At 31.4% G+C, this 12,183-nt stretch carries 11 protein-coding genes, 3 tRNA genes and 1 other annotated feature; of the genes, 7 read left to right on the top strand and 7 right to left on the bottom strand.

Going from position 1 to position 12,183, the window contains the following annotated elements:
* Positions 1-27: 27 nt before the first annotated feature.
* The 5 genes from C1I91_RS04360 to C1I91_RS04340 form a co-directional block, all read right to left on the bottom strand.
* Positions 28-102 (bottom strand) — tRNA-Gly (locus C1I91_RS04360).
* A 5-nt stretch (positions 103-107) separates the two neighbouring features.
* A tRNA-Leu gene (locus C1I91_RS04355) sits at positions 108-191 on the bottom strand.
* A gap of 138 nt (positions 192-329) precedes the next feature.
* Positions 330-509, bottom strand: a complete 180-nt coding sequence (locus C1I91_RS04350) for a hypothetical protein (RefSeq protein WP_128211472.1) — start codon at positions 507-509, stop codon at positions 330-332.
* A gap of 144 nt (positions 510-653) precedes the next feature.
* Positions 654-1,586, bottom strand: coding sequence for a hypothetical protein (locus C1I91_RS04345; protein ID WP_128211470.1), 933 nt, complete (start codon positions 1,584-1,586; stop codon positions 654-656).
* Positions 1,587-1,894: 308 nt separating this feature from the next.
* Complete coding sequence (locus C1I91_RS04340) at positions 1,895-2,575, bottom strand: hypothetical protein (RefSeq protein ID WP_128211468.1); 681 nt, start codon at positions 2,573-2,575, stop codon at positions 1,895-1,897.
* 259 nt (positions 2,576-2,834) lie between these two features.
* On the opposite strand from C1I91_RS04340, the gene C1I91_RS04335 reads away from it, so the two are divergent.
* From C1I91_RS04335 to C1I91_RS04315, 5 genes are all read left to right on the top strand, one after another.
* Positions 2,835-3,173, top strand: a complete 339-nt coding sequence (locus tag C1I91_RS04335; protein ID WP_128211466.1) for a hypothetical protein — start codon at positions 2,835-2,837, stop codon at positions 3,171-3,173.
* A 44-nt stretch (positions 3,174-3,217) separates the two neighbouring features.
* Positions 3,218-3,835 (top strand): hypothetical protein, encoded by a 618-nt coding sequence (locus C1I91_RS04330; protein ID WP_128211464.1) that lies wholly within the window; start codon positions 3,218-3,220, stop codon positions 3,833-3,835.
* The gene (locus C1I91_RS04325; RefSeq protein ID WP_164880434.1) at positions 3,828-4,568 is read left to right on the top strand and encodes an FtsK/SpoIIIE domain-containing protein; all 741 of its coding nucleotides are present in this window, start codon (positions 3,828-3,830) and stop codon (positions 4,566-4,568) included. Before C1I91_RS04330 ends, C1I91_RS04325 begins: the two co-directional genes overlap by 8 nt.
* A gap of 180 nt (positions 4,569-4,748) precedes the next feature.
* The gene (locus C1I91_RS04320; RefSeq protein WP_164880433.1) at positions 4,749-5,708 is read left to right on the top strand and encodes a replication protein; all 960 of its coding nucleotides are present in this window, start codon (positions 4,749-4,751) and stop codon (positions 5,706-5,708) included.
* Between the two features lie 144 nt (positions 5,709-5,852).
* Positions 5,853-7,103, top strand: coding sequence for a tyrosine-type recombinase/integrase (locus C1I91_RS04315; RefSeq protein WP_128211458.1), 1,251 nt, complete (start codon positions 5,853-5,855; stop codon positions 7,101-7,103).
* Positions 7,104-7,199: 96 nt separating this feature from the next.
* Here the strand turns inward: C1I91_RS04315 and C1I91_RS28005 are convergent.
* A tRNA-Gly gene (locus C1I91_RS28005) sits at positions 7,200-7,260 on the bottom strand.
* A gap of 192 nt (positions 7,261-7,452) precedes the next feature.
* Here C1I91_RS28005 and C1I91_RS04310 point away from each other — a divergent pair.
* Both C1I91_RS04310 and thrS read left to right on the top strand, forming a co-directional pair.
* Positions 7,453-7,716: a hypothetical protein gene (locus tag C1I91_RS04310; protein WP_128211456.1), complete on the top strand. Its 264-nt coding sequence runs from the start codon at positions 7,453-7,455 to the stop codon at positions 7,714-7,716.
* A 403-nt stretch (positions 7,717-8,119) separates the two neighbouring features.
* Positions 8,120-8,326, top strand: a binding site (T-box leader).
* A gap of 154 nt (positions 8,327-8,480) precedes the next feature.
* Positions 8,481-10,418, top strand: a complete 1,938-nt coding sequence (gene thrS / locus C1I91_RS04305; protein ID WP_128211454.1) for a threonine--tRNA ligase — start codon at positions 8,481-8,483, stop codon at positions 10,416-10,418.
* A 67-nt stretch (positions 10,419-10,485) separates the two neighbouring features.
* On the opposite strand, the gene C1I91_RS04300 is transcribed toward thrS, so the two are convergent.
* Positions 10,486-12,180: a M3 family oligoendopeptidase gene (locus tag C1I91_RS04300; RefSeq protein WP_128211452.1), complete on the bottom strand. Its 1,695-nt coding sequence runs from the start codon at positions 12,178-12,180 to the stop codon at positions 10,486-10,488.
* Positions 12,181-12,183 lie beyond the last annotated feature (3 nt).

Below are 12,183 nucleotides of genomic sequence, written 5' to 3'. Positions count from 1 at the left end.
GATAGTTGAATTATCAACTATCTTTTATGGAGCGGAAGACGGGACTCGAACCCGCGACCTTCACCTTGGCAAGGTGACACTCTACCATTGAGTCACTTCCGCAAGATTGGTGCAGATGAAGGGAGTCGAACCCCCACGCCGTAGGCGCTAGATCCTAAGTCTAGTGCGTCTGCCAATTCCGCCACATCTGCATTACTCACAAAACATATTATACACTATATAAAAATAAAGTCAACACCTTTTTTATATTTTGGAGCGGCAAACGGGATTTGAACCCTTATACAAATTGAAGAACTAACAAGGAAAGGAGTTTCAACGCATCAATATTCTTATGGACTCAATAAGGGACTCAAATCACCTAATACTATAAATAGACTACTCGCAACATTAGAAGAATACACTAAATAGTCTCCTACCATAAGTATAATAATTATGAAAGGAATAAATACCTTTTCGTATGCATTTAACATTATTAAACCTCTTGTGTGCATAAGTTTATAATTAAGCATACTATCACCTCCTTTCATAGTTATACATTTTAATCTATATCAATGTCGAGTAGTCAATAAATATTCTAAAAATACCCCTTATTTACTTATAATAAAAGAGTTGTATAGCTTGTATACAACTCTAAATTATTGTATTGAATGTGCTTAGTTTGGATTGGAAAGTGCGTTTCCGTTTAGTCCTGAAGGAACACCCTCATTATCCCACCATATATTACCTACCTTTACTACTTCCCAAGCATGCCCGTTTGCATATCTTACTGATGTTTCAAAGCCAGATGCATCATATACTGCAGACTTAACTTGTGAGTTAGCATCACAGTCTACTAAGCCATTATACAGTACATCATAAGCACTACTAGGTGAACCATCATAAGGATTTTTTGCATTAGCTGATCTTGCTAGTTTATTTGCAGCCATCTGTACCTTCATCCATTTTATTGTAGCATCTTTACCACATTTTAAGTTCATATAGCCTATGCTTCTCTCTGCACCCTTCAAAGCACGATACTTATCAGAATCTTCTGGATAATTTTCTGCTCTGTCTCCATTTAAATATGCCATATAATCCTCATCTATTTGTTGACTACCTACAGTAGATGCAGCTACTCTTACTTTGTTCATTACCTTGTTATATTCATCTTGATTTCTTACCCCATAAGTGTGGTCACCATACTGTGTTTGAATCCCTTGTTGAGTTGGTTTCTGTTCTTGTTGTGCTTGAGGTTGTGGAGTTGGTTTTGATTGTTGAGATTGTGATTGTTGCTGTGGTGCAGAACCATTGTTTGTCTTTATAGTCTGCTGATTACCCTCTCCCCCTACTCTGTTATCCTCAATTACATTTACCTTTGGAGTATCTTCCTCTTTGTTTTGTTGAGGTTGTGGTGTAGCCTGTGCTACTTGCTGAGGTTGTTGCTCCTGTGGTTGAGCTTGTGTTTGTTCCGTCCTTTTTTTATCAATCTTTGTTGCTACTTTTTCATTACTTGCTATATTGTTTTTTATTGTAGTTACAATTAAAGCAATTGCAATAATGCTTATAACGGAGATATATATACTAATTTTTTTCTTATTCTTAAACATTCAATTTCCACCTCATGCTTTTTATAAGCTTTATATATAATAATAACATAGTAAATTTAAATATTGTATTTAATTGTTTATTAGAATAGGCTTAATCCATAAAGTGCTTATGGGCCATATATATATAAATTTTAATAAGTTTTATTTATAAAAGTATTACATTAATAACGATATAATCAGTTATTTTATAAAGAGAATTAAATAGACCTTAGATACATTACACCCAACTTTAACCTTGTAGTGAGATATGTTTTTGAAAAATATCTATAACTATATTAAAACATCTACTCTCATTTATGTTTCTAACATCACAGCCACGCTCCGCAATGTTGATTACCAGTGCCATCACCATATGTATTATAGTCATAATATCCATAATTTTCACCTACATAATCTGCTATTGCATTTGCTATAAGCTCGTTCTTAGAAATCCCAATACCTTTTGCTATAACTTCAATTCTTTCCAACAAAATAGCAGAAAGATTTGGATGAATCTGTTTACTTAACACATCTTCATATTTCCCACTTGGTAATTCAGGTTTGATATTCAGTTCCATTGCAAGCATATTTCTTATAAGCAAGTCTAATTCTATTACATACACTTCTTTTTTTTTAAGGTACTTTCTTACTTCATCTCCTAACTCATTTTTAATTCTTATCAACTTTTCGTACAGTTCTTTTGATAAATATATAGAGAATTCCTCATTAAGACTTTCACTTACTCCATTTTCACTGTCTAAGCCTTCCATTTCCCTTGGTCTTAAATGGCACCAATTGGTTACAAAACTAGTCTTATCATGACAATATTTAATACATTGATTTGACAAAAGATATACTATGCATACTTCTTTTGATACTCCCACACAACTTGCATAAACTTCCGCCTTATTAATTAAAGATTGTGAAAAAACCTTACATTTCTTGTTAATACGAATTTCTTTTTTTATATTTGTTTTTTTGTATTTTTTACTTTCGCTATTCTTCTCCACAAAAAAACCTCCCTACTCAAATCTTTACAATATTATACCATAATATAAAAAAAAATAGTTGCAAAATATGTAAAAAATACGATTAGTATGCTTTTTTAGATGAACTTATACAAAAACAGGTTGAGAATTAACTCAAAAAGTAGGACATAAAAAATATGATGAACTTTGCTCTTTTGTATATAGTTTTTATATAATAGCATCAACCGGTAATTATTCAAAGTTGTAGGCGCGAATATAGCTTTAGAAAGGAGGTAATATTTTGATAAAACTTACAGATTTAAGGATACCACTAGAAATAATTTTCAAAAATGATACCTTTATACTTCTAAATGTAAAAGCCTTAAAGCAGTATTCAGAAGGAAAAATAACAGATAGATTAATAGGATACTCTTATGAAGTTGTAGATTTAGGTAGTTTTGAAAAGTTTCAAGTTAAAGTATTAGGTGAAAAAGAAGTTATAACTCAACAATATATTGATAATTCAGAGAATAGATTAAAAGTAACTTTTGGTAATGCTATAGCTAAGCCTTATCGAAGTTCAAACGGAAACTTTGATTTAAGTATAAGTGCTGACTCTATAAATGTATTGGAAAATTAGATTATTAAAGAGGCTTTAATTAGCCTCTTAAGGAGGAAATTAGAATGTTAGATATAGTAAAAATAGGTATATTACTACCTCTTATTTTCATAGCATCAGTTATAGCTGTAAAATTCAGTAAATGTGGTCGTAGTACTCAAGACGCAACAAAAATTTGTTTAGGCTTTCTAAAGGATGTATTTAAAGAGCTTTCCGCCCATTCACATCCAATAAAGCCCAACTATCCAGTAGCAATAGGGTTTGATGGTCGTGATATTAATTTTGATTTAGTTGACGCTTCGTTTCATGAAATTTCAAAATATTTCGAAGTATTATATTGCTGTAATTTCAGATTTTATTCAAATAGGATAGTTTATTACTTTAAGTTTGCTAATTTAAATACAGACTTAGAGTACCTTGACTTCCTAAAATTGATTGAGAGAATTTCCGAAAAAATACTTATTCAGCATTTACGTAACCAACAAAAATTTATTCCATGTGATAATTTTATTTGTTCAAATATCTATCAAGATACTTTGCAATTATCTATTGCATTGAATGATATAGGAATCAAAGAAACTAAGTATCTTCGTAATTGGGTAAAACATAATTACCATGCTTCTAAAGAAAAACAGGATGTGCAAGACATTGATATTGATTGGGATGATAAAAAAGATGAATAATTCAATGCGCTGGGGATTTCATATGGACTTGTTTACTAATTACAATCTTACCATAGCAATAAAACATGATATAAGCTCACATAATCATTGTCTTATAACTGGCTCTAGTGGTTCTGGAAAATCATATGCTTTACTATATCTACTAGGAATGTTACTGAAATCAGAACCTACTATAAAAGTGTATTTTTGTGATTTTAAAAATTCTAATGACTTCAACTTTCTAAAAGACTACGAACATTATTATAGTGGTAACAAATGTTATAAAGGCATTATGGACTACTATAAGGCCTTTACAGAAGCTCGTGTAAGTGGCAACTCAGATACAAGACACATCTTGATATGTGACGAATATCCTGCTTTTATTAATTATCTTCAAATGAAGGACAAGCAAGATAAAACTAAGTATGCCACTGACATATTAAGCGCTGTTTCAGAAATATTAATGCTAGGTCGTGGAATAGGCTTTGGTATCTGGATAATCACTCAGAGAGCAGATAACAGCCTATTTAATAATGGTGCTAGAGATAACTTTATGATTATAGTGGCATTAGGTAGATTAAGTAGAGAGCAAAAAAGTATGCTTTTCAGTGGTGAAGAATTGCCAGATAAAATTTATAGACAAGGGGAAGGTATACTATTAGCTGATGGATATGAATTAAAAGAAGTTAAGTATCCTAAAATCAATAATGTTAGTGATTGGAAAAGACATATACTATCAGTAATCAAGCAGTAATGGCGGTGCGAAGAACCTAGCCATTACTGCTTGGGATAAATGGTGGAGCGGTTAGTATTACCCGCTCCATATAAAACAAATACAAAACTACTCCTAAACCCTTACAGCATAAGGATTTCAAGCACTATATACTTGTGCAATCATAAATGCACAAAATGCACAATAAGAAAAGGAGGATATATGCAGAAAGATAAACAATCAGATATGTACCAAATAACCATTAACAATCCTATAAATTATGGATTTTCTCATAATGAGATTAAAGAAATTTTAATAAGTAACTTTAAAACCTTAGAATATTTTTGTATGGCCGACGAAGAAGGTTCAACCTTTCACACTCATATTTTTGTTTGTCTTACCTCCAGAGTACGTTTTTCTAAAATTAAAAAATATTTCCCTAAAGCACATATTGAAGCTGTAAAAGGAAATGTTTCTGAAAATATAGCTTATATTAAGAAATCTGGCAAATGGGAAAATGACACAAAGCATGGAACTTCTATAAAAGATAGTTATGAAGAATGGGGTGAAATCCCCTCTAACAATAAAGGCAAGTTAAGAGATATGGAGGAACTCTACCAAATGGTACTTGATGGTTGGAGTAATTCTGAAATAATAGCTAAAAATCAAGATTATATCTTACAGATTGATAAATTAGATAAATTAAGGACTATTATCCTTACAGAAAGATTTAAAGGAACAAGACGCTTAGATTTAGAGGTAACATATTGTTATGGTGTTACTGGCTCTGGTAAAACAAGAAGCGTTTTAGATGAATTTGGAGACTACAATGTATATAGAGTTACTGATTACTCACACCCATTCGATAGTTATAATTGTCAACCCGTAATCGTTTTTGATGAGTTTAGATCCAGTTTAACAATTAAAGATATGCTTAACTATTGTGATATATATCCATTAGAGCTTCCTGCAAGATTTTCAAATAAATATGCATGTTTTACTAAAGTATTCATTATTTCAAATTGGTCATTAGAGATGCAATATAAAGATTTACAGCAAATTGATAAAGAATCTTGGAATGCATTCTTACGAAGGATAAAAAAGGTAAAAGTCTACTACAAGGATAATGTTGTTTCTTATGACTCAATTACCACTTATCTTAATCGTGAAATGGAACTATAACCATTGACTGAGTCTGAACAGTTAAAAATATCTGAGCTTTTTAAAAATTCATAGTTCATTCATCCATTTTTGTTAAATACGTTCTTAAAGTTAATTGGCATAAGCTCATCAAATCTATATATAAAAAAGGAGGTGGTGACTAATATGAGTCATTATGATACTTCATTATTGAACGAAGCATTAAATGATAGTACAATGAACTTAGATGCGTTGAAAATAGTAAATATAATGAAAAAAGCAAAAGTAAATAAAGTACACTCATATGTAGTCACATCACCTAAGGACATATCTAGTAGATGGCAAACATATATAAAGTCAGAAGATGGTAAGCGTAAAAAAATATCAGCAATGAGTGAAGATGCTCTGTATGATAAATTATATGAACATTACTTTTTCACTGTCAAAGCTCTACAGGACTTATATCCTCAATGGCTTGAAAAACGTAGGCATGAGACTATTTCATCTAGAACAATTATAAGAAACCAACAGCACTGGAGAAAATATTATGAAAACACTTCCTTTGTAGCTATACCACTGGCAAAAATTGCACCAAATGATATTGAGAATTTTCTATATTCATGCATTAATAAACATCCTATGTCATATAAAACTCTAAATAACATGCGATTTATAGTTAAAGATATGCTTAAATTCGCATATAGAAAAGGTTTGATAAAGGATAATCCATTTAATGATGCTGAGGTAAAAACTTCTGCCTGTATTCCAGAAGTTCATAAAAATGATTCAAGTCGTGTATACAACAAAATAGAAGTTGATAAGTTATTTAATGCTATTAGTGTGGAATTATCAGTTCTTCCCCAAAATACAGATGCATATGCAATATTAATTCTATTCAAACTTGGTTTAAGAATAGGTGAAGTATCCGCCTTGAAGTTCTCAGATATAGACTATATTAACAAAGAAATACACATACATCGAATGGAAACATTGGATTTAGGAACTGATGGAAAACAACACCCTATAGTAGTCAATCACACTAAAAAACGCAGTCCTTACGGTGATAGGTATCTCCCTATTGGCGAATATGAATTAAAAATATTTGAAAAGGTAAAAGTTATAAATATCCAGCATGGCTATAAAGATGATGATTTTATATTCTGTGATTCTGATGGACGCACTCAAACGAATGAAATTGATAAGCGATTACGCAAATTATGTAGGAAAGCAAAAATAGAAGTAAAATCCGCTCATGATATAAGAAGAACTGTAGCTTCTGAAATGCATAAGAACGGTATACCCCTTGAGATGATACGTCAATATCTTGGACATTCCACCATTGAAACCACTATCGGATATATTTATAACAACAATACTAAAGATGAGAACAGAAGATTAATACAAAATGCTCTTAGTTCTCTAAATAGGACTAGTTAATAAATTAACGGACTCATAGTGGACTCAACTCTATAGAAATAAATAACTAGCTAAATCTATTTATTTATCAAACTTTATATGTCAAAAAGCTTGTCCAGATGACGGGATTTGAACCCGCAGCCTCCACCTTGGGAAGGTGACACTCTGCCGTTGAGTTATTGCCGCATAATATTCAAGTAACATTTTACCATTTATATCGTATTATGTAAATGTATTAGGTTTAATTTATTAATATTCTAAGTAAATAATTAATTTTAGCTATCATAGGTTATTCTTTTCAATTAATAGTAATATTATTGAATTTTACTTAATATAATTCATAAGAAATATAAATCGGAGGAACTTATAAATGAAAAATTTAGACGAAATTTTATTAGAAGAGGTAAAAAAAGCTATATCAGAGCTATACAATGATTATTCCGAAATAACCACCATTGGCATTATAGAGAAAATTACAGGTTCTCCCTACACACCTTCCTACAGCACCAACAATATAGGATTAACTAGCTTTATAAGTAACTACCAAAATGAATTAGGATTAGAATTCTTAAACTACGAAAGTTCTTATGGTAATGAATACAACTCACAAACAGCAGTATGGAGATTTAGATAGTTTATCACTTATCTACTTTGTACCTATTTCGTCTATAAGTTATGAAGGATCATCTTAGACATTAATAGAAATAAAAAAATTGTATTTTGATTTTTAAGCTCTAAAATAGAGATTAAAAGGGAAAATATACGTTAGCAATAACTTTACATAATTGAACTTTATTATGTAAATATAGTTATTTAAATGTAATCTATAATTTATTTTATAAAAACATTATACTACTACTGAACAGATTAGTATAAACGTATCTCCACCCAAATACTAAATTTTTAGCTTGAAATAATAAATATATACTAACTTTATATTTATGATTATTTTATTTTACTGTCATATATTAATTATTAAGCTTGTAACCACTTGACATTAAAATAAAATAAATTTATAATTTATAAAAAATAGTTAGTTTAATTCTATGAAGAGAAGAGTAAGCTTTGGTACATTTGCAGAGAGAAAATACATTTGGTGTAAGTATTTTTAAATGAAATTAGCTGAAAACCACCTCTGAGTGACTTTAATAAAGTTCGTCAAATCGCGTTAAGATTACTAAAGAGACTTGTTTTTTCAAGTAATTTGGGTGGAACCACGGGTATATTATTCTCCCGTCCCTTGCATATAGGGACGGGAGTTTTTTATTTTCATCAATTCTATATTAAAGTACTTTATACATCCTGACTTGTAGTTAAAGTTTGGATAATGCATCATAAATTGTGGCAACTTTAATTTAGATATAAAAAAAACATTTTATTACGAAGGGAGATTCACATATGTTAAAAATTACTCTTAAAGATGGATCAGTAAAAGAATTTGAAGCTGGTTTGTCAGTATATGAAATTGCTAAAGGAATAAGTGAAGGATTGGCAAGAATTGCTTGCTGCGGAATAGTTAACGATAAGGTTGTTGACTTAAGATTCAAAGTAGAGGAAGATTGCAATTTAAGTATTTGTACATTTGACTCTCAAGAAGGAAAAGATGCTTTTAGACACACAACTTCACACATACTAGCATATGCAGTAAAAAGACTTTTCCCTGAAACAAAGCTTGCTATAGGACCATCTATTACTAATGGATTCTATTATGATTTTGATAAGGAAAATTCATTCTCAGCTGCAGACCTTGGAAAACTTGAAGATGAAATGAAAAAAATAATAAAAGAAGAACCTGAGATAGAGAGATTTGAACTTCCAAGACAAGAAGCTCTAAAACTAATGGAAGAAAAGAACGAACCTTATAAGGTTGAACTTATAAACGATCTACCAGAAGACGAAATCATTTCATTCTACAAGCTTGGTGATTTTGTTGATTTATGTGCAGGCCCACATCTTATGTCAGTAAAAGTAATAAAAGCTATTAAGCTACTTAGAAGTGCTGGTGCATATTGGAGAGGCAACGAAAAAAATAAGATGCTTACTAGAATATATGGTACTGCGTTCACAAAAAAATCTGATTTGGAAGAGCATTTAGCTGCATTAGAAGAAGCTAAACAAAGAGATCATAACAAGCTTGGAAGAGAATTAAATCTATTTACTACTAATGAGACTATAGGTCAAGGACTTCCACTACTAATGCCTAAGGGAGCTAAGGTTATTCAAGTGCTTCAAAGATGGATAGAAGATGAAGAAGAGAGAAGAGGTTACCTTCTTACTAAAACTCCTTTTATGGCTAAAAGTGACTTATACAAGGTATCTGGCCACTGGCAACACTATAAGGATGGAATGTTCGTTCTAGGGGATGAAGAGCATGATAGCGAAGTATTTGGTTTAAGACCAATGACATGCCCATTCCAGTTCTCAATATACAATGCAGAACAGCATAGTTATAGAGATTTACCTTTAAGATACGCTGAGACTTCTACATTATTCAGAAACGAAGCTTCTGGTGAAATGCATGGCCTTACAAGAGTTAGACAATTTACTTTGGCAGATGGTCATATTGTTTGTACTCCAGAGCAAGTTGAGCAAGAATTTAAGGATGTAGTAGATTTAATTAAATATGTTATGACTACTTTAGGTATACAAGATGATATATCATACAGATTCTCAAAATGGGATCCTAATGATAAGGAAAAGTATATAGATAATCCTCAGGCTTGGGAAGATACTCAAAACTTAATGAGAGAAATCCTTAACCACCTTAATATAGACTATGTAGAAGCAGACGGAGAAGCAGCTTTCTATGGTCCTAAGCTTGATATACAAGCAAGAAATGTTCATGGTAAGGAAGATACTATAATAACAGTTCAAATAGACTTTGCTCTAGCTGGAAGATTTAACATGACTTATATAGATAAGGATGGAGAAAAGAAGCTTCCATATGTAATTCATAGAAGTTCTATAGGCTGCTATGAAAGAACACTTGCAATGCTTATTGAAAAGTATGCTGGTGCTCTACCAACTTGGTTAGCTCCAGTTCAAGCCAAAGTGCTTCCTATATCCGATAAGTACAATGACTATGCAGAATTAGTAGTTAAGGCATTAAGACTTAAAGGTGTAAGAGTTGAAGGTGATTACAGAGCTGAAAAAATAGGTTACAAGATAAGAGAAGCATCTGTTGATAAAACTCCATATATACTAATCGTTGGTGAAAAAGAAGCTGAAAGCAATTCAGTATCTGTTAGAAGCAGAAAAGCTGGTGACGAAGGTTCCCTAGACTTGACTGTATTAGTAGATAGATTAGCTAACGAAATAGCTACTAAGGAACATTAAAAAAAAGTAGAACTCCCACCGAGTTCTACTTTTTTAATTAGATATAATATTTTAAATTCAGCTTATATTACAGATTCTTGTCATCTACTGAATCTAACCACTGCTCTATTGAAGTTATAATTGATTCAACACATCCATCTTCAAAAGGAGACTTTAAGTTTGCATATTGAACTAGATCTAAGAAAGATTTTGTTCCTCCAACCTTGCATAAGTTAACATAGTCCTTCCAAGCCTCTTCTCTATTTTCATTTGCTCTCTTCCAGAATTGAAGAGCACAAATTTGAGCTAAGGTATAATCAATATAATAGAAAGGTGATTCGAATATATGTCCTTGTTGGAACCACCATCCTCCTCTTTCCAAGAAATCGCATCCTTCATAATTCTTATGAGGTAAATACTTCTTTTCTATATCTCTCCAAGCTTTCTTTCTTTCAGCAGGAGTTACATCAGGATTTTCATATATGAAATGCTGGAATTCATCAACAGTTATACCATAAGGAATAAACTTTATAGCACTTCCCAGATGAATAAACTTGTATTTATCCGTATCGTCTTGGAAAAATAAATTCATCCAAGGCCAAGTGAAGAATTCCATACTCATAGAATGAATTTCACAGCTTTCATAAGTTGGAAAGTTGCATTCCGGGATCTCAATCCATCTAGAAGAATAAACTTGGAATGCATGCCCTGCTTCATGAGTTAATACATCTACATCACCTGAAGTACCATTGAAGTTAGAGAATATAAATGGAGACTTATATTCAGGTATATAGGTGCAGTATCCACCACCTGCTTTCCCCTTCTTTGTAACCAAATCTAAAAGTTCTCCTTCAACCATAAAGTCGAAAAATTCTTTTGTTTCTGGAGACAATTCAGAGTACATCTTTACACCATTCTCTAATATCCATTCTGAAGTTCCTTTTGGAACTGCATTGCCACTAATAAATTCAAATTTTTCATCATAGTAAGTTAAGTCTTTTAAATTTAGCCTTTCAGCTTGTCTATCATATAATTTTGAAGCAGCTGGAACAATATATTCTTTAACCTGTTTTCTGAAGTTAGCAACCATTTCAGGATTATAATCGCTTCTCATCATTCTTATATATCCCAACTCTACAAAGTTGTTAAATCCTAATGTTTTTGCTATCCTAGTTCTTACTTTTACCAAGTCATCATATATTCTATCTATCTCAGCTTCATTCTCAACGAAAAACCTATATTTTGCATCAGATGCTTTCTTTCTTACATCTCTATCCTTACTTTGAATAAAAGGTACCAAACCTGAAAGATTTCTTTCCTGTCCTTCAAACGGAATCTTTGCCGATGCAATAAGTTTTGTATATTCTGAGCTTAATTTATTCTCAAGTTGTAAATCTTCTATTATTTCTGAAGAAAATGCTTTTAAAGAAAACTCTGCAAGAGTAAAAAACTGCTTACCTAGTTTTTCTTCAAGGCTTGGTCTAAACTTTGAATTAACAATTTCTTTATAGAAAATCGAATCCAGCTCATTATATAATGGTGAGTACTCATCCCAGTAATTTTGTTCTTCATCATAATAAGTATCAGTAGTATCAATAGTATGTCTTATTTGCACTAATGTTCCCATTGTTTGGATATGGTTTCTTATCTTATTTATTTCTTTAATACACTGATATTGTTTTTCTGAGTTATTAGCTCCCTTTAACTCAGCTACAATGGAAATAAACAACTCCTTGACCTCATCATAATTTGGTCTTTCATACTTGAAATCATTAAACTTCATTCT

Source organism: Clostridium manihotivorum, from assembly GCF_004015185.1.
In the GTDB taxonomy this organism is placed as follows: Bacteria; Bacillota; Clostridia; order Clostridiales; family Clostridiaceae; genus Clostridium_AR; species Clostridium_AR manihotivorum.
This window is presented reverse-complemented; position numbering and strand designations above follow the sequence as displayed.